The organism is Cutibacterium acnes, assembly GCF_003030305.1.
Lineage (GTDB): Bacteria > Actinomycetota > Actinomycetes > Propionibacteriales > Propionibacteriaceae > Cutibacterium > Cutibacterium acnes.
Window position 1 is genome coordinate 1,748,702 of record NZ_CP023676.1, and the last position, 22,039, is coordinate 1,770,740.

At 57.2% G+C, this 22,039-nt stretch carries 16 protein-coding genes, 2 tRNA genes, 3 rRNA genes and 2 pseudogenes; 11 read left to right on the forward strand and 12 right to left on the reverse strand.

Annotated features, from left to right (window positions below):
- Positions 1-106: 106 nt before the first annotated feature.
- Positions 107-223, forward strand: a pseudogene (locus CPA42_RS13595) (GNAT family N-acetyltransferase); the annotation flags it as partial.
- A 360-nt stretch (positions 224-583) separates the two neighbouring features.
- Here CPA42_RS13595 and rrf read toward each other — a convergent pair.
- From rrf to CPA42_RS08755, 5 genes are all read right to left on the reverse strand, one after another.
- Positions 584-700, reverse strand: a 5S ribosomal RNA gene (gene rrf / locus CPA42_RS08740).
- A gap of 108 nt (positions 701-808) precedes the next feature.
- Positions 809-3,891, reverse strand: a 23S ribosomal RNA gene (locus CPA42_RS08745).
- Between the two features lie 215 nt (positions 3,892-4,106).
- Positions 4,107-5,631: ribosomal RNA gene (locus tag CPA42_RS08750) — 16S ribosomal RNA — on the reverse strand.
- The 16S, 23S and 5S rRNA genes sit together here, the layout of an rRNA operon.
- Positions 5,632-5,914: 283 nt before the next feature.
- Positions 5,915-6,046 (reverse strand): hypothetical protein, encoded by a 132-nt coding sequence (locus CPA42_RS13425; protein ID WP_002532337.1) that lies wholly within the window; start codon positions 6,044-6,046, stop codon positions 5,915-5,917.
- Positions 6,047-6,180: 134 nt separating this feature from the next.
- Entirely contained in the window at positions 6,181-9,423 is a 3,243-nt protein-coding gene (locus CPA42_RS08755) for an error-prone DNA polymerase (protein WP_008600011.1), read from the reverse strand.
- Between CPA42_RS08755 and CPA42_RS12940 the strand changes: the two genes are divergently transcribed.
- Positions 9,397-9,549: a hypothetical protein gene (locus CPA42_RS12940; RefSeq protein ID WP_002519240.1), complete on the forward strand. Its 153-nt coding sequence runs from the start codon at positions 9,397-9,399 to the stop codon at positions 9,547-9,549. The genes CPA42_RS08755 and CPA42_RS12940 overlap by 27 nt on opposite strands.
- A 41-nt stretch (positions 9,550-9,590) precedes the next feature.
- Here CPA42_RS12940 and CPA42_RS08765 read toward each other — a convergent pair whose 3' ends face one another.
- Together CPA42_RS08765 and CPA42_RS08770 are read right to left on the reverse strand one after the other, a co-directional pair.
- Complete coding sequence (locus CPA42_RS08765; RefSeq protein ID WP_002516745.1) at positions 9,591-11,183, reverse strand: Y-family DNA polymerase; 1,593 nt, start codon at positions 11,181-11,183, stop codon at positions 9,591-9,593.
- Complete coding sequence (locus CPA42_RS08770; RefSeq protein WP_002516751.1) at positions 11,173-11,769, reverse strand: hypothetical protein; 597 nt, start codon at positions 11,767-11,769, stop codon at positions 11,173-11,175. The genes CPA42_RS08765 and CPA42_RS08770 overlap by 11 nt, the downstream gene beginning before the upstream one ends.
- 332 nt (positions 11,770-12,101) lie before the next feature.
- Between CPA42_RS08770 and CPA42_RS08775 the strand changes: the two genes are divergently transcribed.
- The 6 genes and pseudogenes from CPA42_RS08775 (at position 12,102) to CPA42_RS08800 (ending at position 17,713) form a co-directional block, all read left to right on the forward strand.
- A complete protein-coding gene (locus CPA42_RS08775; RefSeq protein ID WP_002519241.1) occupies positions 12,102-13,256 on the forward strand; it encodes a MurT ligase domain-containing protein in 1,155 nt (384 codons plus the stop codon).
- The gene (locus CPA42_RS08780; protein WP_002516755.1) at positions 13,253-13,981 is read left to right on the forward strand and encodes a type 1 glutamine amidotransferase; all 729 of its coding nucleotides are present in this window, start codon (positions 13,253-13,255) and stop codon (positions 13,979-13,981) included. The genes CPA42_RS08775 and CPA42_RS08780 overlap by 4 nt, the downstream gene beginning before the upstream one ends.
- 56 nt (positions 13,982-14,037) lie before the next feature.
- Positions 14,038-14,110, forward strand: a tRNA-Lys gene (locus CPA42_RS08785).
- 261 nt (positions 14,111-14,371) lie between these two features.
- Positions 14,372-15,682 (forward strand): annotated as a pseudogene (locus tag CPA42_RS08790) (ABC transporter substrate-binding protein); the annotation flags it as partial.
- Positions 15,683-15,794: 112 nt separating this feature from the next.
- Positions 15,795-16,835 carry a carbohydrate ABC transporter permease gene (locus CPA42_RS08795; RefSeq protein WP_002516749.1) on the forward strand — a complete coding sequence of 347 codons (1,041 nt, stop codon included), beginning with the start codon at positions 15,795-15,797 and terminating at the stop codon, positions 16,833-16,835.
- Positions 16,832-17,713 carry a carbohydrate ABC transporter permease gene (locus CPA42_RS08800; RefSeq protein WP_002516747.1) on the forward strand — a complete coding sequence of 294 codons (882 nt, stop codon included), beginning with the start codon at positions 16,832-16,834 and terminating at the stop codon, positions 17,711-17,713. The genes CPA42_RS08795 and CPA42_RS08800 overlap by 4 nt, the downstream gene beginning before the upstream one ends.
- Positions 17,714-17,786: 73 nt before the next feature.
- On the opposite strand, the gene CPA42_RS08805 is transcribed toward CPA42_RS08800, so the two are convergent.
- Positions 17,787-18,353 (reverse strand): DUF3618 domain-containing protein, encoded by a 567-nt coding sequence (locus tag CPA42_RS08805; RefSeq protein ID WP_002516753.1) that lies wholly within the window; start codon positions 18,351-18,353, stop codon positions 17,787-17,789.
- A gap of 83 nt (positions 18,354-18,436) precedes the next feature.
- Between CPA42_RS08805 and bcp the strand changes: the two genes are divergently transcribed.
- Together bcp and CPA42_RS08815 are read left to right on the forward strand one after the other, a co-directional pair.
- Entirely contained in the window at positions 18,437-18,922 is a 486-nt protein-coding gene (gene bcp / locus CPA42_RS08810; protein ID WP_002516758.1) for a thioredoxin-dependent thiol peroxidase, read from the forward strand.
- 50 nt (positions 18,923-18,972) lie between these two features.
- Positions 18,973-19,054 (forward strand) — tRNA-Leu (locus CPA42_RS08815).
- Positions 19,055-19,134: 80 nt separating this feature from the next.
- On the opposite strand, the gene CPA42_RS08820 is transcribed toward CPA42_RS08815, so the two are convergent.
- Entirely contained in the window at positions 19,135-19,269 is a 135-nt protein-coding gene (locus tag CPA42_RS08820) for a hypothetical protein (RefSeq protein ID WP_002520295.1), read from the reverse strand.
- A 236-nt stretch (positions 19,270-19,505) separates the two neighbouring features.
- On the opposite strand from CPA42_RS08820, the gene CPA42_RS08830 reads away from it, so the two are divergent.
- Complete coding sequence (locus CPA42_RS08830) at positions 19,506-20,339, forward strand: lysozyme (RefSeq protein ID WP_002519243.1); 834 nt, start codon at positions 19,506-19,508, stop codon at positions 20,337-20,339.
- Positions 20,340-20,747: 408 nt separating this feature from the next.
- Here CPA42_RS08830 and CPA42_RS08835 read toward each other — a convergent pair whose 3' ends face one another.
- The 3 genes from CPA42_RS08835 to CPA42_RS08845 all read right to left on the reverse strand — a co-directional run bounded on the left by CPA42_RS08835 (position 20,748) and on the right by CPA42_RS08845 (position 21,930).
- Positions 20,748-21,011: a hypothetical protein gene (locus tag CPA42_RS08835; protein ID WP_002516748.1), complete on the reverse strand. Its 264-nt coding sequence runs from the start codon at positions 21,009-21,011 to the stop codon at positions 20,748-20,750.
- A gap of 196 nt (positions 21,012-21,207) precedes the next feature.
- Positions 21,208-21,546 (reverse strand): hypothetical protein, encoded by a 339-nt coding sequence (locus tag CPA42_RS08840; protein WP_002516746.1) that lies wholly within the window; start codon positions 21,544-21,546, stop codon positions 21,208-21,210.
- A gap of 159 nt (positions 21,547-21,705) precedes the next feature.
- Complete coding sequence (locus tag CPA42_RS08845) at positions 21,706-21,930, reverse strand: hypothetical protein (RefSeq protein WP_002519244.1); 225 nt, start codon at positions 21,928-21,930, stop codon at positions 21,706-21,708.
- Between the last annotated feature and the right edge of the window lie 109 nt (positions 21,931-22,039).

The window sequence follows — 22,039 nt, forward strand, 5'->3', positions numbered from 1 at the left end:
AGCAATGACGTGGCTTCCTGTTGAGAGGAAGCCACGTCATTGCTTATGAGATCCTATGAACTCTGCAGGCATCACAACATACATGCGTCACGGACAAGGTCACGAACTCAGTGTTGGGTGGTTGGTGCGGGTGTGTCGTCGGGTGGGGTTTGTGGTGGTGTCGTATCGTGGTAGGCGTGTGGTTATGTTGCGTGTCGACCAGACTCTAGGTTGTTGTGGCTAGCCGGCCCTGGTGTGCATGGTTGGTCCACATACTTTGATTGTGATGGTTTCTGGTCGTAGTGCTAGCGCGCCGAGCAGTTAGTGTTGGTGTGGTGGTTTCAGTGAGTGTTAGGACACGCTAGCCATGCCTCCCACGTGGCATGGTTACATAATCTGGTGGTGTGGTGTCAGGCCACACTCGTATTCCCCTACACCCGGGCCTGGTTATGTCTAGCAATAATGCGACCTATAGTCTGGCTGGGGCCTGGGCGTGTGGGTATGCGTGTGTGGGTGTATCACCCCTCCAGCCAGTCTGGCTGGAGGGGTGATACACCCACACACGCATACTCCTTCCCCCCTGGGGGAAGGAACAGTATAAGTATTCCGGCAGCGTCTTACTCTCCCACACGATCCCTCGTGCAGTACCATCAGCGTTGGAAGGCTTAACGACCGGGTTCGGAATGGGACCGGGTGTTTCCCTTCCACTATGGCCACCGGAAAACCTGAAAACCATACAGTAGAACACATACATTAAACGGCGCAACCCGTGAAGGGGCTGGGAGCCGTATAGTGGATACGAGTCACGCGCACACACGCGTATGGTGTTAATGAAAGTCCTCGGTCTATTAGTACCAGTCAGCTCCACACCTTACGATGCGTCCACGTCTGGCCTATCAACCCGATCATCTCTCGGGGACCTTACCAGGAACACTCCTGTGGGAACCCTTATCTTGAAGCGTGCTTCCCGCTTAGATGCTTTCAGCGGTTATCACAACCCGACGTAGCCAACCAGCCATGCTCTTGGCAGAACAACTGGCACACCAGAGGTCAGTCCGTCTCGGTCCTCTCGTACTAAAGACAGCCCTTCTCAAGATTCCTCCGCGCGCAGCGGATAGGGACCGAACTGTCTCACGACGTTCTGAACCCAGCTCGCGTGCCGCTTTAATGGGCGAACAGCCCAACCCTTGGGACCGACTCCAGCCCCAGGATGCGACGAGCCGACATCGAGGTGCCAAACCATGCCGTCGCTATGAGCGCTCGGGCAAGATCAGCCTGTTATCCCCGGGGTACCTTTTATCCGTTGAGTGACGGCGCATCCACAAGCCACCGTCAGATCACTAGTCCCGACTTTCGTCCCTGCTCGACCTGTCAGTCTCACAGTCAAGCCCCCTTGTGCACTTACACTCACCACCTGATTACCAACCAGGCTGAGGGAACCTTTGGGCGCCTCCGTTACCCTTTAGGAGGCGACCGCCCCAGTCAAACTACCCATCAGGCACTGTCCTTGAACCGGATCACGGTCCACAGTGAGATAACCAGAACAATCAGAGTGGTATTTCACCAACGACTCCACCACCACTAGCGTGGCCGCATCAACGTCTCCCACCTATCCTACACAAACCGTCCCAATCACCAATACCAAACTATAGTAAAGGTCCCGGGGTCTTTCCGTCCTGCTGCGCGTAACGAGCATCTTTACTCGTAATGCAATTTCACCGAGTTCATGGTGGAGACAGTAGGGAAATCGTTACTCCATTCGTGCAGGTCGGAACTTACCCGACAAGGAATTTCGCTACCTTAGGATGGTTATAGTTACCACCGCCGTTTACTGGGGCTTAAGTTCACCGCTACGCATACACTCACAGTTCCCCTTAACCTTCCAGCACCGGGCAGGAGTCAGTCCGTATACATCGTCTTACGACTTCGCACGGACCTGTGTTTTTGGTAAACAGTCGTTTCCCCCTGGACTCTGCGCCCCTCACCGCCACCACACCGCACGGGTGCACGACAGCTCAGGTCCCCCTTATCCCAAAGTTACGGGGGCATTTTGCCGAGTTCCTTCACCACGATTCACTCGATCGCCTCGGTATACTCTACCTATCCACCAGTGTCGGTTTAGGGTACGGGCGGACCCGCCACCTCGCTCACGAAGCTTTTCTCGACAGTACAGGATCACTCACTCACCCACAACCATGGGCTCCCCATCATGCCTCAACCTTCACGCCCAGCGGATTTACCTACCAGACAGTCCACACACTTAGCCCCGGACAACCATCACCGGGGATGAGCTACCTCACTGCGTCCCTCCGCAGCTTGCCTACTACATGATCGGTTCACACACTCACCCACCCCAGAAGCATCAAAAACACTCCCAAGACAAGCTCACATGCTTAGCATCACACACCTCGACACGGACGGTGACAAGCCGGTACCAGAATATCAACTGGTTACCCATCGACTACGCCTGTCGGCCTCGCCTTAGGACCCGACTCACCCAGGGCAGACAAACTTGACCCTGGAACCCTTGGATAATCGGCGGACGGGATTCCCACCCGTCACACGCTACTCATGCCTGCATTCTCACTCGCATCAACTCCACCACACAGTCACCCGGCAGCTTCACCACTGACACGACGCTCCCCTACCCAACCACACAGGTTGCCACAGCTTCGGCGGATAACTTAAGCCCCGCTACATTATCGGCGCGGAATCACTTGACCAGTGAGCTATTACGCACTCTTTCAAGGATGGCTGCTTCCAAGCCAACCTCCTGGTTGTCTACGCAACTCCACATCCTTTCCCACTGAGTCACCACTTAGGGGCCTTAGCTGATGATCTGGGCTGTTTCCCTCTCGACGACGAAGCTTATCCCCCGCCGTCTCACTGCCACGCTACACTTGCCAGCATTCGGAGTTTGGCTGATTTCGGTAAGCCGATAAGCCCCCTAGACCATCCAGTGCTCTACCTCCAACAAGAACCACGCAACGCTGCACCTAAATGCATTTCGGGGAGAACCAGCTATCACGGTGTTTGATTGGCCTTTCACCCCTATCCACAACTCATCCCCTCCATTTTCAACTGAAGTGGGTTCGGACCTCCACGACGTCTTACCGACGCTTCATCCTGGCCATGGATAGATCACACCGCTTCGGGTCTAGAACACGCGACTCACGCCCTTATCGGACTCGCTTTCGCTACGACTCCCCCACCACGGGTTAACCTCGCCACGCATCACTAACTCGCAGGCTCATTCTTCAAAAGGCACGCCATCACCACACAGGCTCTGACGGCTTGCATGCGACCGGTTTCAGGAACTCTTTCACTCCCCTCCCGGGGTACTTTTCACCCTTCCCTCACGGTACTCATCCACTATCGGTCACCAAGGAGTATTTAGGCTTGACGGGTGGTCCCGCCAGATTCACGCGAAATTCCACGAGTCCCACGCTACTCGGGGCAACCCCACACCAGTGCCACGCTTACAGTTACAGGACTCTCACCCACTCCGGTACGCCTTCCCAGACGCTTCACCTTCACGCAACATTTCTCACTGGCCAATCCTGCGGCAGCAGAACCACAAGGCCCCCACAACCCCGCACATGCAACACCTGCCGGCTTGAACACACACACGGTTTAGCCTCCTCCGCTTTCGCTCGCCACTACTCACGGAATCACACTTGTTTTCTCTTCCTACGGGTACTAAGATGTTTCACTTCCCCGCGTTACCACCCACACCCCTATACATTCAGGGCAGGGCCACCGGACACTACTCCGGACATTCCAGGTTTCCCCATTCGGACACCCCCGGATCACAGCTCGCTCACCAACTCCCCAGGGCTTATCGCAGGTCACAACGTCCTTCATCGGCTCTTGGTGCCAAGGCATCCACCGATCGCACTACACAACTTTGCACAACACCACGTCGCACAAACACATACAACAATAAAGATACTCGCATCCACTATACAGTTCTCAACCACCACACGAACACCACACCACGCACACACGCACGCAACACAGCACCGCACAGGCCACCACACATGTGATACCCCACAACCCAACAGCATGCCCTCAACCCCACCCATCACAGGCAGGACGCCAACATTCCACTCACAAAAACTCCTTAGAAAGGAGGTGATCCAGCCGCACCTTCCGGTACGGCTACCTTGTTACGACTTAGTCCTAATCACCAGTCCCACCTTCGACGGCTCCCCCACAACGGTTAGGCCACCGGCTTCGGGTGTTACCAACTTTCATGACTTGACGGGCGGTGTGTACAAGCCCCGGGAACGTATTCACCGCAGCGTTGCTGATCTGCGATTACTAGCGACTCCGACTTCATGAGGTCGAGTTGCAGACCCCAATCCGAACTGAGACCGGCTTTCCGAGATTCGCTCACCCTCACAGGCTCGCCACTCTCTGTACCAGCCATTGTAGCATGCGTGAAGCCCTGGACATAAGGGGCATGATGACTTGACGTCATCCCCACCTTCCTCCGAGTTGACCCCGGCGGTCTCCACTGAGTCCCCACCATAACGTGCTGGCAACAGTGAACAAGGGTTGCGCTCGTTGCGGGACTTAACCCAACATCTCACGACACGAGCTGACGACAGCCATGCACCACCTGTGAACCGACCCCAAAAGAGGCACACCCATCTCTGAGCACTCCCGATCCATGTCAAACCCAGGTAAGGTTCTACGCGTTGCATCGAATTAATCCGCATGCTCCGCCGCTTGTGCGGGGCCCCGTCAATTCCTTTGAGTTTTAGCCTTGCGGCCGTACTCCCCAGGCGGGGTACTTAAAGCGTTAGCTACGGCACGGAACCCGTGGAATGGACCCCACACCTAGTACCCACCGTTTACAGCGTGGACTACCAGGGTATCTAAGCCTGTTCGCTCCCCACGCTTTCGCTCCTCAGCGTCAGGAAAGGCCCAGAGAACCGCCTTCGCCACTGGTGTTCCTCCTGATATCTGCGCATTCCACCGCTCCACCAGGAATTCCATTCTCCCCTACCTTCCTCAAGTCAACCCGTATCGAAAGCACGCTCAGGGTTAAGCCCCAAGATTACACTTCCGACGCGATCAACCACCTACGAGCCCTTTACGCCCAATAAATCCGGACAACGCTCGCACCCTACGTATCACCGCGGCTGCTGGCACGTAGTTAGCCGGTGCTTCTTTACCCATTACCGTCACTCACGCTTCGTCACAGGCGAAAGCGGTTTACAACCCGAAGGCCGTCATCCCGCACGCGGCGTTGCTGCATCAGGCTTCCGCCCATTGTGCAATATTCCCCACTGCTGCCTCCCGTAGGAGTCTGGGCCGTATCTCAGTCCCAATGTGGCCGGTCACCCTCTCAGGCCGGCTACCCGTCAAAGCCTTGGTAAGCCACTACCCCACCAACAAGCTGATAAGCCGCGAGTCCATCCCCAACCGCCGAAACTTTCCAACCCCCACCATGCAGCAGGAGCTCCTATCCGGTATTAGCCCCAGTTTCCTGAAGTTATCCCAAAGTCAAGGGCAGGTTACTCACGTGTTACTCACCCGTTCGCCACTCGAGCACCCCACAAAAGCAGGGCCTTTCCGTTCGACTTGCATGTGTTAAGCACGCCGCCAGCGTTCGTCCTGAGCCAGGATCAAACTCTCCAATGAAAAAATATCACCCACCCACACACGCACACACAGCACGCACACAGGCAACAGTGACACCACGAAGAATCCAATACACTAACCCCAAACACTAACCAAAAAATATTCAGTCACATGTCCAGAATCACAAAGGAATCATAAACAAATCCGACACATCCACAACAAACAGATGCATCAAAAACTATTGACTATCAAAGACACACTGTTGAGTTCTCAAACATCACACCCACCACAACAATCCCCACACAAACCATGCAGAAACCATCACAAGGCGACCCGACCAACCCTACCACACCAACCCCGAAACCACAAAACCACGATCCCAGAACCAGCCAGCAGAACCAGCCAACCACACCACCACCAAAGCAGCAGCCCGGAAAACCATACCGGAACCCTCCCCCGCCGTCAAACCCGACAAGAAAACATCCCAAACACAGCCACCACCAAGAACCACACACGCAGCCCCCAACGGCCCAACACACACTACACACACCCCCACCACCAACACAAACCCACACCCACCAACCGGCAACACCCCTAGTCAGAAAGCCTTCACCGGAAGTCACGCGACTTCGTTGGTACTGACAGATCCAGGGCCTCTAGCCGATCTGCCTGCAAACTCATCACTCCTTCATCCCCTCTCTCGAGGATTCCTCGCACCACCAAAGCCCGCGACGTTCGGGCAACACGTCGATAATGTCTCCACGCCCCCGGGGTGACGATGACGTTGAGCAGACCGGTTTCGTCCTCCAGGTTGAGGAAGGTCACTCCTCCAGCCGTCCCGGGTCGTTGACGGTGGGTTACCACCCCGGCGACCTCAATACGTCGTCTGGTCTCAACACCATCTAACCGGTCGACTTGCACCACACCCCGTCGATTAAGGGCATCTCGTACCTGGCGGACCGGGTGATCAGCCGTACTAATACCGGTAGCGCGGAGGTCGTCACCCAGTAATTCCATCTGAGTAGGTTCGGGAAGTAGAGGAGGTTGGGTGACCACCTGAACGTCCAGCTGTCCTGGGGCGACACCATTTATCTGGCCGATCTGCCACAAAGCACCGCGTCTGGAGCCAACGAGATCGTCGAAAGCACCGGCCAGAGCAAGTGCCTCGACCTCCTCACCGCTCAGATCAACCCGACGGGCAAGATCGTCGAGGCTGGCGAAAGATTCGCGCTCTCTCTCCTCAACAATCCGAGTCGCCGTCTCGATATTGATACCGGAAACATCGGAAAGTCCCAGCCTCACAGCGAAGTGGGTATCGCGACGATGATCACCATCATCACGATTAGGATCAAAGGCCCCGATCTCGGATTCGTCGTGGTCGTGGAGACACTCGTCTATCCCTGTTTCCAATTCTTCACTACCGAGCTCTTCACAGCACGCATCCAACAACTCCAGATCTGCGCCTACTGAAGACCTCGCCACATCAGGACGTCTCGTCACCACCCCATGCCGTCGGGCATCAGCTACCAAGGTTGCCGAGGAGTAGAACCCCATCGGCTGGCTGCGCAGCAGGGCCGCCAGAAAGACCGCCGGATAGTGGAGCTTGATCCAGGCCGAGGTGTAGACCAACCCGGCGAAACTCAAAGCATGAGACTCGGCAAACCCGAAATTCGCGAAAGATTCGATGCGGGCGTAGATGCCTTGGGCTGTGTCGTCGTCAATCCCATTGGCAGCCATCCCCTCGAAAAGTTTGGTACGCAGCGAGTCGATACGCTCTACCCCCCGCTTGGACCCCATAGCTCGACGTAACAGATCAGCATCGGCAGCTGTACAGTTGCCCACCGTGGTAGCCATCTGCATAAGCTGTTCTTGAAAGAGCGGAATACCCAGGGTGCGCTCGAGCACTGGCTCCAGCAGCGGGTGGGGATAGGTGACTGGTTCGACGCCAGTACGTCGACGGATGTAGGGATGTACTGCACCTCCCTGCACCGGGCCAGGACGAATAAGTCCGATTTCCACAGCTAGATCGTAGAAACAGCGCGGTTTGAGACGCGGCAGGGCACCGATCTGGGCACGGCTTTCTACCTGGAATACCCCGATGCTGTCACCGCGACACAACATGTCGTAAACCCCCGGCTCATTGCGTGGAATAGAGGCCAAAGTCCAGAAGCGTCCGCAATGCTGGGAGATGAGGTCAAAGGAAATACTCAATGCCGAGAGCATCCCCAACCCAAGCAGATCAAACTTCACCAACCCCATCCAGGCACAGTCTTCTTTGTCCCACTGCAGCACCGTGCGACCAAACATTCGAGCCGGCTCAATGGGACAGATGCGTCCTACTGGTTCTCGCGTCAGCACCATTCCAGCTGAGTGGATGCCTAGGTGACGTGGCAGACCCATTACCTGTTGGGCGAGGGTGGTGACATCATCAGGAATCTCGGGGCCATCAGGATCGTGGGGCAAGGGCGGCACCGATCGCCTCTCCATTTGACGCGACCACGCGTCTTGCTGGCCCTGGGAATAACCGAGGGCCTTAGCCATGTCACGGACAGCACTGCGTGGACGATAGGTGATGACATCGGCTACCTGGGCAGCATTGCGCCTACCGTATTTGGCGTAGACGTACTGGATGACCTCCTCGCGACGACGAGCGTCGAAGTCGACGTCGATGTCGGGTTCCTCCTCGCGTAACACCGACAGGAACCTCTCGAAAGGCAAGCCATAGAAGACCGGGTCGACGACGGTAATTCCCAGGGCATAACAGACTGCCGAAGCCGCAGCCGATCCACGTCCCTGACACAAAATTCCCTGCGACTGCGCAAACTCCACAATGTCGGAGACAATGAGGAAATATCCGGCGAAACCCCGATCCTCAATGAGGTCAAGCTCGGTAGCCAGGCGGTCCTTGGCTACCGGATCATCCCCGTAGCACGCCCGACGTCCCTCCTCTACCAAGTGACGCAGCCAGCTGATGGGAGTATGGCCGTCGGGCACTTTCTGGTCGGGCAGACGAGGACGCACCGACTTCAAGTGGAAAGCCGTCCTCTCAGCCACTGCCACCGTGTTGTCCACCGCATCTCGATGACGACTGAAAAGATCTGCCATCTCAGCGCCACTACGCAGCCGCGCCACCGGACCGGGAGGCAACCACCCGTCCATCTCGTCGAGACTGCGTCGGGCTCGCACCGCTGACAAGGCACAGGCCAACTCAAACTGCTCGGCCCCGGCGTAATGAGCAGCCGTCGTCGCCACCGTCAACAAGCTGTGACGAGAAGCTAGTTCTGCGAGGAGGTCGTTGTCGCGGGAATCAGTGGGAGCCCGGTGGTCGGTCAGTTCAACTAGGACATTGTCGATGCCAAAAAGGTCAACCAGACGACGCAGCTCCGCCTCGGCCTGCAGCATCCCCTTAACTAAGCCTTGCCTTACCGCTCCTTTGCGGCACCCGGTAAGGACAGTCCAGTGCCCGTCGGCTACCTCGGCTAGATGGTCAAGATCGTGCACCGGACGGCCCTTGCGACCTCCCTCGACCAGATAAGCATCGGTGAGAGCCTCAGCCAGACGTCGATACCCTTCCGGCCCATTGGCCAGCACGAGTAAATGACTACCCACCGGGTCGGCCACCCCGTTCTGCGGCTCAGGAACACCAATCGACAGTTCCGACCCGATGATGGTAGAAAGACCACAGGCTTCAGCAGCCTCGGCCATCCTGACTACTCCGTAGAGACCATCATGATCGGTCAAAGCCAGTCCTGATAGCCCTAGCTCTACCGCCCGAATGACGAGATCTTCGGGATTGGAAGCGCCGTCAAGGAAACTGTAAGAGGAATGGCAGTGCAATTCGGCATAGGGCACTACCGGCCCCTCCGGCCGGACTGGGTGACGGTCAAAAGGTTTGCGGACGTGACGGTAACCGACCTGGTCAGCGTGGCTCTCCTGGTGACCATGGGGAGCAGGTCTCCCAGAAATACGTCCTTCTAGTTCACGCCAAGGAATTGGCGGATTGTGATAGCTCACCGCAATCACGCCTCGTCGTATCGAGCCTCGATCCACCAGCGGTCAGCCGACCCTGCCAACACCCAGGCCTGTTGATCCTCGGTGATCAGTTGCACCCTTTCCACTGAAACGGTCGGGGTACTCCACCACCTCTGGTGTACCGGCCATGGCCCTGCCCACGCGATAACACGCCGCCGCGACGTGCCGTCGTGGAACCACCCAGGAGTAATAGTGGGCAAATCCGAGGAGGTCGTTAGAGGCATACCATCCGTCGTCTCTAACCGGGCCGGCAGGGGGCGGGAGTACACGATCCCGGGGGCCGGGCCATCTAAGTGACCGGGCCAGGGACGATCCACCGGGCGAGCATTTTCAACAACCGTCCCAAAGGGGACGAGTCGGCGTCGATCCTTGAGCATCCGGCCACCGGCGACCTCCCCCACCAAGACCCCCTCAGGGCCCAGCCTCTCCTGCAACTGAGAGATGACGTGGACGAGGTGCTCAGTGGGCCTGGCACCAAACAGCCCTTCAGCAGCTTCCCCCGCGCGATGGATGGTGGGAACGATGCGCACCGCCTGTACGCCTGATTGACAGAACTCGTCAGCACCAAACTCGTCGGTACCACGCGGAAGGTCACTAAGTTGACGCGACAATCGCGCTAGCAGATCGTCACCGCTGAACTGCCAAGGCTGACGCCAGGTGTGCTCGGAGAAACCGGTAGTAGCTCGCAACAAAATGCGGACCTGGGAGCACACCCGCCCGGTCTCTGCCAGACGTGTCATAAATTCCTCCACCACCGGACGTACCTTGGCAACAACCTGAGCACCAGAAGGCTCCGGGTCATCAAAGACGACCTCCATAGCGTCGTCATCCTGGGGACGTCGAGACGACAACATTGTGACGTCCATCCCCCGGGCCCAGTCATGAGCACGCTGACCGGCATCAGCAAACCGCTGCACGACGTGTTGACGATCTAGATCAGCGAAGGCGCCCATTGTCGTCAGACCGAGTTGGCGCAAAGTTCGCACCAATTCCCCATCGGCCCGTCCTGTGCGAGCCAACACCGAGACGTCGTAGGGAGCCAAGAAAGCTCGAGATGTTCCTGAGGCGAGAAAGACGGGGGCCCGTTTCCCCTCACCGCTATTGTCGGTAGCCGCCACCTCGGCAGCGAATAGACCGTCAGCTACCGATACCCCCACGTGGGAATATCCAATATGGGTCAAGACATTGACCATACGCTCAGCAGCAGCAACCTCATCGCCATAGAAACGAGCTACACCGCGAGCTGCTACCGCAGCCACACCTGGTCGCACTACGTGGACTGAAGGGGCCACGGACTTTTCGATCTCACGGACCACCTCGTCAAAGAGGACCTCCTCAGAGGCAGAATCGTAAGGCACCACAACGCCCTCGGGACAGCGTAACTGGGCCGCTCGCACCCGCAGGCCGGGAATCACACCTTCCTCGGCCGCACGTGCGCAACAGTCGATGACTACACCACGGTCAGCAATCATAAGCGGGGCGTCACCAGGGTGAAGCCGAGATGCGGCCACAATCCGCCACTGTGGGATCACCATCAAGAGGACCCGGACCGGAAAGGGGCTCAGTCGTTCAGCAAACATCCGCCCTCTCCTTGGCAGAGTGCACCCCAGCACTAGTGCGAACTAACCTCACTGAACGGTTGTGGTGGTGCCTGACCACCGTTACCTCAAGTTCTTGGGCTGATAGACAGCCATACCCCTGCCCGAGGCCCCGCCAACCGATCGTGCGTACATCGATTCGAGCAGCCGGATTGGGCCAGGGCCCCAGCACTACCAGAGTTGAACCTCGGGAACGCAACCGAGCTGTTAATCGTCTTCCCGCTGTTATCGGCAGCGGTGGCGGAGCTACAGCGAGGACAACATCGAGCCCCTCGATGAGGGTAGCTACCGTCTCGAGCCAGTTCCCTGGATCAGGCACGAGCACCAACCGGGACAGCTCGACTCCCCACTGCCGCGCCGCCTCGACGCTCAACTCGGGCAGACCTACCACTCCACACCAGCCGTGGGTGAGCAATCCCAGCCCAACCGAAGACGCCCCGTCTAATCGGTACACCGCGGGCATGAGCCCACCAGGAAAGAGCGGCTGAAGCAACGGGTGAATAGCATGACCGTTAGGCACCTCTAACCCATCGACACCACGGCTCACCAATGCGTCGACGTCGACCATCGCACCCCCTGTCCGGCATCCAGCAACCTTCCGAAAACTGACGAGAATCACCGTGACACGCGTGCCCGACAGCTTTACCAATGAGTCTCCAGAACAACAGCGAACACCCTTGTCAATTCATATTGGTGTGGCTCTAAAAGCGCCATCTTCCAAGGTTGAACACTTCGATGCCGTCATCCCTTCCTGCCATGATTGGGACTATGACCTCGTCACCTCAAAGACACCGCAGCTCCCCGCAGCTGCAACTGGCCCTACTGGCCGGACGGACAGCTGCAACGGTCTCCCGCATAGCAGGGAAGGGCTCGGGAGCGTCCATCCGAGGTCGGGTGACAATGAAACTGGCGCCCAGGGCCTTGCCCGAACTATTGGCGGGACGTCGCATCGCGAGCGTCACCGGGACCAACGGCAAGACCACGACGACCCACTTCCTCACTGCCGCAGTGCGGGCCGAGACCCCCGACGGTCAGCGGTCCGTCGTCACCAACGCTGACGGTGCAAACCTGCACCACGGCATCGTCTCAGCTCTGGGACAAGCTCCTGACGCCACTATCGCGGTGCTGGAGACCGACGAACGAGTCGTCGCTGATGTCGTAGCAATGGGCTCCCCGGAGGTGCTGGTGCTGCTCAACTTCAGCCGCGACCAGCTTGACCGCAATCACGAGCTGACTTTCCTGGGTCGCGATTGGCGGGCGGCCCTCGAGAAAGCAGCCGAACACGGACCGACAGTGGTTGCTAATGCCTGCGACCCACTCATCGTGTGGGTGTGTCAAAAAGCTCGTCACGTCATTTGGGTAGATACCAAGCCCCGATGGACAGCCGATGCGACGCTGTGTCCCAACTGTGGTGCCGTCCTTATCCATAGCGATCAAGGCTGGGATTGTCCTGGATGCGAATTACGGCAGCCAGCCGCTGATTGGTGGGTAGAAGACCACGACGCCGTTGAGGCTTCGGGACGGCGCTTCCACCTTGACGTCCAAGTGCCGGGATCTTTCAACCTCACCAACGCTACTTGTGCCCTCGCAGCGGCTATCCATATGGGCATCCAGCCTGAGGACGCCTTACGCGGGATCGCCACAGTGAAATCCCCCGCTGGCCGCTACGCTACCTGCACCATCAGTGGCACTCGCTGCCGTCTACTGCTGTCAAAGAATCCCGCCGGCTGGACAGAATCTCTGCCGCTAACGACCTCAAATCCACTGGTGCTGGCCATTGACGCAGTGGCTGCCGACGGCAAAGACGTCTCGTGGTTATGGGATGTTGACTACGAACAGCTAGCCGGAAGAACCGTCATCTGTGCTGGGCCACGTGCTCTTGATCTGGCCGTCAGATTGCAATACGCCGAGGTGGAGCACATCGTCATTGAGGACCTCTCTCAGGCTCTCTCCTCCCCGCTCCTGGCCGGAAAGTGGGACGCCGAGCACCCTATTGACGTGCTGTCAACCTACACACCTTTCCAGAAACTGCGCCGACTCGGAGGACTGGCATGAACATCGACCGTCCCAAGATCGTCCTGCTGTACCAGTCCCTGCTGGGTATCTACGGCGACCACGGCAATGCCGTCGTCCTCACTAAACGACTGCAATGGCGTGGCATCGACGCCGAGCTCCTCATCGTCGAGCCTGGTCAGCCTGTGCCCACCGACGGGGCCGTTTACCTGCTGGGGGGCGGAGAGGACACCGCCCAGATCACCGCCGTACAAGAGCTCGAAGCTGATGGCGGGCTGTTCACCGCCCTCGACGACGGCGCAATGCTTTTTGCAGTGTGCGCCGGCTACCAGATCTGCGGAAAGTCCTTCACCATTGGGGCCCGTAATGAGGTCATCAAAGGGCTAGGGCTCCTCGACGCTGAAACTCGACGTGGCCCAGAGCGTGCCGTCGGGGAGGTGCTGCACATCTGGACTCAACCCGACGGCAATACCTATCCCATTACCGGTTTCGAAAATCATGGCGGCTGGACCGAACTCGGTTCCGACGCCAAACCGCTTGCTGCCGTAGAGATTGGCTGGGGCAATGGCAACCGTCGTGACGAAGGGGCTGTGCAAGGTCGCGTCATCGGCACGTATCCTCACGGACCAGTACTGGTACGCAACCCGCAGCTAGCCGACCACGTGCTTGAAATGGCTCTAGGACGCCGTTTAGAGCCCCTCGATATACCGGAGATGACGGCGCTGCGACAGCGTCGGATCGAGGCTGTGCGAACCGATCGGTCATGAGCTTGTCACTTCGATTTTGCATCGTGACCGAAGTCCGCTAGTGTTGTCTCTTGTCGGCGCTGCTAGCTCAATTGGCAGAGCAGCTGACTCTTAATCAGCGGGTTCAGGGTTCGAGTCCCTGGCGGCGCACCGAAGTGAAAGTCGTTTTGCCCTAGAAGTGGGGCAAAACGACTTTTTCATATCCTCTACAGCCAATCCCGACCAGCAGCATACGGTTCTGAACTGATCACCTGCACGATTATTCACCCCATTGATGAAATACTGTGCAGACATGCTAGGAAGGCAGTGTAGGGTGCTGCCTAAAGTTGTGACCTGTCGCACCTGCAGAAAGTCGCTGATGCGCACGTGATGTCGCTGCCGACATCGCTGTATCAAGGAGGAAGAAGTCACATGATGCACTACACACACTCCCGCCGAGCCTTTATCCAGGGCTCTGTCGGAGCACTGGCGCTCAGTGCCTTAGCAGCCTGCTCTAGCGGGGACTCGAAGGGCTCGGGATCCAGCAAACCCGCTGCCAAAGAGGGAGACTTCACCGGTGAGGGCCCGATCAGCTGGGTCCAGGGTAAAGACTTCTCCGGTGGCATGGTCCAGAAGCGACTCGACGAGTGGAACACAAAGTACCCCAAGGAAAAAGTCTCCCTCATTGAGTTGTCCTCGGAGGCTGATCAGCAACGCCAGTCACTCATCAACGCCGCCCAGACGAACTCTGCGGCTTACGACGTCATCGGCCTTGATCTGGTGTGGGTAGCCGAGTTCGCCGCTAACCGTTGGATCGTCGAAATCCCGTCAGACACAAAACCCGTCGGCGTCATCGACTCGGTGTGGGAGACCGGCTCCTACCGCGGCAAACAATACGCCGTCCCGTACACCACTGACGCACCGATTATGTACTACCGCAAAGACTTCCTTGAACAAGCCAAGGTTGAGATCCCCAAAACCTGGGAAGACGTTAAAAAGGCCACCGAAGCCGTCCGCAAGCTTCCCAGTATGCAGAATATCGGCGGCTTTGGTGGTCAATGGGCCAAATACGAGGGGCTGACCTGCAACATCGCCGAGTTCATCAACACCTGCGGTGGTGCGATCGTCGACGACTCGGGCAAGGTGACCGTCGACTCTCCGGAGTCCATCAAAGGTATCCAGACAGCCGTCGACGCCTTCAAATCCAAACTCATCCCGACCGCTGCTCTGGAGTGGAAGGAAGAGGACAGCCGCAATGGCTTCGAGTCTGGCAAAGTCCTCTTCCTACGTAACTGGCCTTACCAGTACGGCAACGACCTTAAGGAACTCGGCCCCGACAAGTTCGGTCTTGCCCCGTTGCCGTCCATTGATGGCAAGGCCTACACGCAGACCCTGGGCGGCCACAACTGCGCTATCACCACTAACTGCAAGAACAAGGCCACAGCCCTTAAGTTTGTCAAGTGGTGGACTAGCAAGGAGTCTGAGCAGTACAACCTCGAGAAGCAGTCCAACGCCCCCATCTACGGCGAGCTGTACACCAAGGACGAGAACGTCAAGAAGCTCCCGTATCTGCCAACTCTGAAAGCCTCCCTCGACGCTGCTAAAGGGCGTCCGCACGCTGTCGCCTATGGTGACGTCACTGCGGCCATCCAGGATGCCATCTACCCAGCTCTGCAAGGCAAGACTGACGCCGAGAGCGCGGCCAAGCAACTGGCCGAGAAGCTGAAGACGATCATCAAGAACTGCCCGTCATTCGACCACATGGACACGGCGGGGCGGGTTACCTACCTCGCCGTACCTATGGATCTTGCTCGCACCACCCGGCCAACAGCGCCAGGGGACAAGGAGCTTTACCATGACCACTGCAACAGTGGAACAGACCAACAAAAGGTCTTCGCGGGCCAAATCCCAAGAACGTCTAGCCCTAGCACTCATCGCACCTACCCTTATCGTCTTGACGATTGTTATCGTCATCCCCGTCATTCAGTCGGTGAAGCAAGCCCTCTACGGCCAGCCCGGGCTGGATCCAGAAACCGGATTCGTCAACGAGACCGAGCCGTTCGTCGGGATGAAGAACTTCGCCGACATTTTCACCGGCTCCGGGGAGAGATTCTGGACCGCCTTCTGGAACACCACCCTGTTCGGTGTCGTTACGGTCGTGCTCGAGACCATCCTCGGCGTCATCATGGCGCTCATCATGCACCGGGCGATGGCCGGACGTGGCATCGTCCGAGCCGCCATTCTGGTTCCTTGGGCTATCCCCACCGCCGTCTCAGCCATTTTGTGGGGCTGGATCTTTAACCAGAATGGCGTGGCGAATGCCATCATCGGCACGCATATCATGTGGGCCTCGGGCAACTGGACGGCCAAGTGGTCGATCATCATTGCCGACGTTTGGAAGACGGCTCCGTACATCGGTCTATTGACACTTGCCGGTCTACAAGTGATTCCGACTGAGGTTTACGAAGCGGCCAAGGTGGATGGTGCCAATGCGTGGAAGAGATTCGTCTCCATCACTTTGCCCTTGGTTAAACCGGCACTGGTCGTCGCCGTGCTGTTCCGGGCCCTTGATGCTCTGCGTATGTTCGATCTGCCGTTTATTCTCGTGGGGCCGCGTATGAAGTCAGTTGAGACACTGTCCATGCTGGTCCAAGATGAGGCTTCTAACCTGCGGTACGGCGCTGCTGCTGCGTACGCGATCATCCTGTTCCTCTACGTGTTCATCATCGCATTCGCGTTCATCAAGATCCTCGGAGCTGACCTCGTCGGCGACAAACACAAACGCAAGAAGATGAAAGCCACCACCTTCGTCTCTGGTGGACGTCCGGGTGGGCGTCGTGCCCGGCAGAAAGCCAATGCTGTACAAGCTGCAGCTAGCAAGGAGGTGGCGTCATGAGCACCGTAACTGCAACTGCGCCGGGGACCTTCGACCAGGAGACCCATCATAAGAAAAACACCTGGGCCAAGGTGCTGCCGATCATCGGCATCGTCCTCATCGTCATCTACTGCCTGGCGCCGTTCTACTGGATGCTGGTGTCCTCGCTGCGTCCCGACTCGGAGATCTTCGACAACACCTGGTGGCCAGCCCATCCGTCGATGGAGAATTACCAGGCAGTCTTCCAGCCGAGCAACAACTTTCTGCGCGGCCTGCTGAACTCCCTCATTGTCTCCGTCGCAGTTACGGTCATTGCCCTGCTCATCGCCACCTTCGCGTCTTACGCGCTCGCGCGCCTAGATTTCCGCGGCAAGGGCGGATTCCTCATTCTCATCATCGCGACGTCGATGTTCCCGCTGGTGGCCATCATCGTGCCACTGCTGAAGAATTTCTCGGCATGGCATTGGATTAATACCTACCAGGCCATGATCATCCCGGACCTGTCGTTCTCCCTGCCTCTAGCAGTGTGGAACCTTACGACCTTCTTCAAGCAGATGCCCGACGAGTTGGAGCAGGCGGCCATGATCGACGGCTGCTCCCCGGCTCAGGCTTTCCGCAAGATCATCCTCCCGCTGGCAGCCCCCGGCATCTTCACCACCGCGATCATCGTCTTCATTGGTGCGTGGAACGAGTTCCTCGTCGCCGTCACCATGATCAACGATCCGAAGATGGAACCCGCCACAGTCTTGCTGTCGAAGTTCACCGGAGCCTCACAGTTCAACACCCCGTTCGGCTCCCAAATGGCTGCTGGCGTCATCATGACGGTGCCACTAGTCATCATGGTGCTGGTATTCCAGCGTCGCATTGTCGCAGGCCTGGCTGCTGGCGGTATCAAATGATGCGGTAACACAGTTTGGCTCCGGTCCACCATGGGTCGGAGCCAAACCTGTTTTGCGCTGTGACCGCTGTTTGCTAGGCGGCACTGTTCTCACGCTCGGCAGCCGCCTGTGCACGCAGCACGGCGGCCTGTTTGAGCATTTTCTCGGCAAGGTTGCTTACCGACGAGTCATCGGTATCGAGCTTGCCGTACTTCTTAGCGTTCTTCTTGCCGAGCTTGGCATTTTTCTTGGCAGCCTTAGCATCTTCCTTACGACGCTGCTTGGCATCTTTACGAACCCGCTTCGCCTGAGAAAGCTGCAGCTTCTCAAGCTTGCGACGAGCGGTAGCGCCGGTAGCGCGACCGACTATCGCGCGCAGCACAATAATGCTGACGACGCCGGCAGCGAGCACTCCTGCGGCCATCGCGATCCGCTGCACGCGCCAGCCATTCTCATCTTTGACCTGGCTCTTGACCTGATCAAACTCACCCTGCACAAAATCACGGGCACGATCAGATGCTTCACGCTTGAGGGTTGCCGGATGCACCTCCTCCACGAGGTTCTCCACCCCGGCTGCCAGGCAAGCACGGGTCGCTGCAATATCCCGCCTGATCTCATCGGCAGTGCGCTCGTCCTTCGCCTTCGACTTGCTATCAGCCATGTGACCCCTCCTGGTGCCGTGTCTGCGCTTTGCGCCGGCGTGGGCGCGGCGCTGGTCTAGCAATAGCCTATATCGTTGAGGTCATGAGCACCCGTCTTCAGCCCGGTAATGCGGCCCCTGATTTTACTCTGCCCGCCGCCAGCGGCGACCACATCACGCTTTCAGACTTCACCGGCAAGCGTGTCATCGTGTACTTCTATCCCGCCGCCATGACGCCCGGATGCACAACCCAGGCTGTCGATTTCACCGCTCATTTGGACGAGTTTGAGGAGGCTGGGTACAAAGTACTGGGGATCTCCCCCGACCCCGTCGCCAAGCTGCAAAAGTTCGTCGCCAAGGAATCGTTGACCCTGACTCTGCTCTCCGATGAGGGCAAAGAGGTTATGAAAGCCTACGGGGCCTACGGATCCAAGAACGTCTATGGTAAAGAGATCGTCGGGGTCATTCGCTCCACCTTCGTCGTCGACGTTGCTGAGGACGGTTCGTGCAAAATCACCGAAGCCCAGTACAATGTTCGAGCCAAGGGTCATGTCGACAAGCTCTGCAAGGAGCTTAAAATCGACTGTTGATTCGGGAATGCTCGAGGGTCTTGGCGGCCCAGGGGCGGTAGCGTCCCTATGCCGGAGTGGTGGAATTGGTAGACACGCAGGATTTAGGTTCCTGTGCCTTGTGGTGTGAGGGTTCGAGTCCCTTCTCCGGCACCGCAGCAAGGTCTGTGACCGTCGCCCGGGCAGATCGCTCGGTCCAGTCGAGGAGACAAGTGCCTCCAAAAGATCATCGCTTAGTGAAGCAGCTGGGCAGCCCTCTGGTACGCGATGGCTTCCCGAATATGCTCGGCAGCATCAGCCCAGGCGTCGCACTTGGGAGAGGCTGTCAGCCTCGAAGCATTCCGCCATCTACCAGTTTCCGGTACCACGACGAGCAGTCACCGCGAATGTCCTGCGGCTCACCACTCCCCGCCCCTTCCCGAGCACGGACTCAAACTGGCCGAAGCAAGTGTACGAGCGAGGTGGTGTCGCCAACCTCGGTGTGAAACTTGAGGGTACGACTCACGCATCGGCCCCCCCTGCCGTATGCTGAGGCCAGTTTCTAGTCGTGGGGGTTTGCATGAACTGCTCGTTCAACCGTCGTCAACGATCATGGCTTGCCGCAATGGTTTCCGGTATGACCGTGATCACTTTCGTGCCAGCCGCCGTTGCCCACGCATCAGAAACCCAACTACCCGAGGAGTCGTCGTCCTCGAGCGTTCCTTCCCCCAGCGATCACGCAATGGGGTCTCAGATCAAAAAGCATGAGCACGAAACTACGGTGACCAATCGGGTGCAGAGCTTGACGGTAGATACCGAACCTGAAGGAATGGACGTCTCGAGCCATGATGGGAACGTTGACTGGCCAACGAAGGCTTCTTCGGGGATGTCATTTGCGTGGATAAAGGCCACCGAGGGAACGTCATATCAAAACCCGTTCTACGCATCCCAGTACAACGGCTCCCAGAGCGCCGGTCTGATCCGGGGTGCCTATCACTTTGCCTTGCCATCGAACTCGTCTGGGCAGGCCCAGGCGACGTATTTCTCCGATCATGGCGGCGGATGGTCGGGGGACGGCTACACCCTGCCCGGGGTCGTGGACCTGGAGTACAACCCGTACGGCGAGAATGCCTGCTATGGGTTAAGTCAGACCGCGATGGCCTCATGGATCCGTGATTTCGTGTCCACCTATCAAGAACGGTGGGGGAGGGCTCCCATGATTTACACGTCCACGAGTTGGTGGAACATGTGCGTGGGGTCAGCAGCCTCGGATATCACAGCCGTCGCACCGTTATGGATCGCCCGATACTCCTCCACCGTAGGGGAATTACCGTCGGGATGGGACGCATGGACAATGTGGCAGTACTCGGATACCGGTTACGACCATGACCGGATGGCCGGAACCCGCGAAGACCTCGAGAAATTCGCAACCAACGAAACTGCGACGCCACGTCATTAGCCCCTGCTGATGAAAAGAGACTCATCTCAAAAGTGACATGACGACGACTTCGATAGAGACTTATTCTGGCAACACCAAGCGCTCACCCAGCAACAGGAAGGGCGATCAGCGGAGCTGAGATAAACGACGAACGCCTTGCCGCCGAAGGCAACACACTTTGGTATGCCACTATTTAGCATCTGCAATCTTGGATCAGAATCGCCATAGCAGCGCCAATTGGTCCTGACCCTGCACTTCTTCTTTACTGGGGTCTCACATCGACGCTAAGAATCGTGTCCGTAGAGCCGCATCCACCGGCACACCTCGCTGAAACAGTGCGAACCATCAAGAGTGAGAATACAAGGACAATCCTGTAATGAAGAAAGCACACCACCACGGCCATGAACAGCATGATCACTGAAGCAATGCTTATGCTGAGAATAAATGAGCATTACTGTTCTTGAGCCTGATTCCAATAACAATGAGAGCCAGCCCAGCAAAAGGAAACACTACTAACGACAGCGGATTCATTGCCACCTTCACGCCGCTAAACGATATATGATCCACAAACAAGAAAAACTCAATCAAAAACATGAACACGCCCGTAAAAGTCGCCATGACGGCGCCAATAATAGCTCCGATGGCCAGGCCGTTGAGGGGTGCGGCGGTATTGCTCTTCGAGTGTGTTCTCATGGGTGGTCATTGTGGCTCCTTTTTGGTGGTGGTGTGGGAGTCGCAGGCGTCTCCGAATACCGTCGCAGCCAGAGTCAGTTTATTCCGGGTTGGCCACCGTGAGGCAGCCGTTCCAGCCATCAACCACGCTATTGCTAACATCGACAGGCATAATCACGACCTAATTTCATGTCCCCAAGATGAAGATTTCAATGCATCAAGAATCGAGGAAAAAAATCAAGCTAAGGCTTACTGTAATATAAAACCAGGCGATCACCGATACGAACACAGCCACCACTGTTACGCAACTCATCCGAATGATGTCAGTCCCGTTATTATGCAGGATATCAGCTCTGACTGTGCCGAGCATCCACCCAACCACAGGGAAAACAACCGACATCAAATAGTTGCCCTGTGCAGACATGAAAAAGTTTCCCCGTACACCCCAGAGCAAGAATACGAGCGCCCAGACGGCTCCAACGATGGTAGCGATGATGAGGCCGTTGAGGGGTGCGTGGCGGTATTGCTCTTCGAGTGTATTAGTGTGAATGTTCATTGTTTCCTCTCATAATAGAGGGATGTCAGCCAGTCTTGTTCTGTGGTAGCTGTGAAGTTGATGCCCGGCAGTAATTAGGACCATTATAGCCACCGCAGCTGGGATAACTCCCAAGACTACTGCCACTGGTAAGGACTTGTGTCAGCATAAATATATCCATCAAAATTCAAAGAAAAACACTGACAAAAGTATGTACAAGTGGAACCAAAACACCGCAGCCATAAATATTGAAATTACTGTAACAATGCTCATGCTGGGGATAAATGAAGCACTGCTGTTTTTGAGTCTAATTCCGATAATACTAAGAATCAGGCCAGCAAGAGGAAGCACCATGAGAAGGACCACGTGAGCCGCTATCTCCTTGCCGCTCAAAGTGGCAATCATATCCAAAGGACCCGAGAGAAAAACATGAATACACCGGTGAGGGTCGCCATGGCAGAGCCAATAATCTTGGCTCTGCATCTGCGTTTCTTTGGGTCATCACATGCGTACA

Coding starts and splice junctions, on each gene's coding strand:
- CPA42_RS08805 (WP_002516753.1), bottom strand. CDS start 18,353: ATGGCTGATAGCAAGTCGAAGGCGAAGGACGAGCGCACTGCCGATGAG.
- CPA42_RS08845 (WP_002519244.1), bottom strand. CDS start 21,930: ATGATTGCCACTTTGAGCGGCAAGGAGATAGCGGCTCACGTGGTCCTT.
- CPA42_RS08780 (WP_002516755.1), top strand. CDS start 13,253: ATGAACATCGACCGTCCCAAGATCGTCCTGCTGTACCAGTCCCTGCTG.
- bcp (WP_002516758.1), top strand. CDS start 18,437: ATGAGCACCCGTCTTCAGCCCGGTAATGCGGCCCCTGATTTTACTCTG.
- CPA42_RS08770 (WP_002516751.1), bottom strand. CDS start 11,769: ATGGTCGACGTCGACGCATTGGTGAGCCGTGGTGTCGATGGGTTAGAG.
- CPA42_RS08765 (WP_002516745.1), bottom strand. CDS start 11,183: ATGTTTGCTGAACGACTGAGCCCCTTTCCGGTCCGGGTCCTCTTGATG.
- CPA42_RS08840 (WP_002516746.1), bottom strand. CDS start 21,546: ATGAACATTCACACTAATACACTCGAAGAGCAATACCGCCACGCACCC.
- CPA42_RS08800 (WP_002516747.1), top strand. CDS start 16,832: ATGAGCACCGTAACTGCAACTGCGCCGGGGACCTTCGACCAGGAGACC.
- CPA42_RS08835 (WP_002516748.1), bottom strand. CDS start 21,011: ATGAGAACACACTCGAAGAGCAATACCGCCGCACCCCTCAACGGCCTG.
- CPA42_RS08830 (WP_002519243.1), top strand. CDS start 19,506: ATGGTTTCCGGTATGACCGTGATCACTTTCGTGCCAGCCGCCGTTGCC.
- CPA42_RS08795 (WP_002516749.1), top strand. CDS start 15,795: ATGACCACTGCAACAGTGGAACAGACCAACAAAAGGTCTTCGCGGGCC.
- CPA42_RS12940 (WP_002519240.1), top strand. CDS start 9,397: ATGGCAGTGCAATTCGGCATAGGGCACTACCGGCCCCTCCGGCCGGAC.
- CPA42_RS08775 (WP_002519241.1), top strand. CDS start 12,102: ATGAAACTGGCGCCCAGGGCCTTGCCCGAACTATTGGCGGGACGTCGC.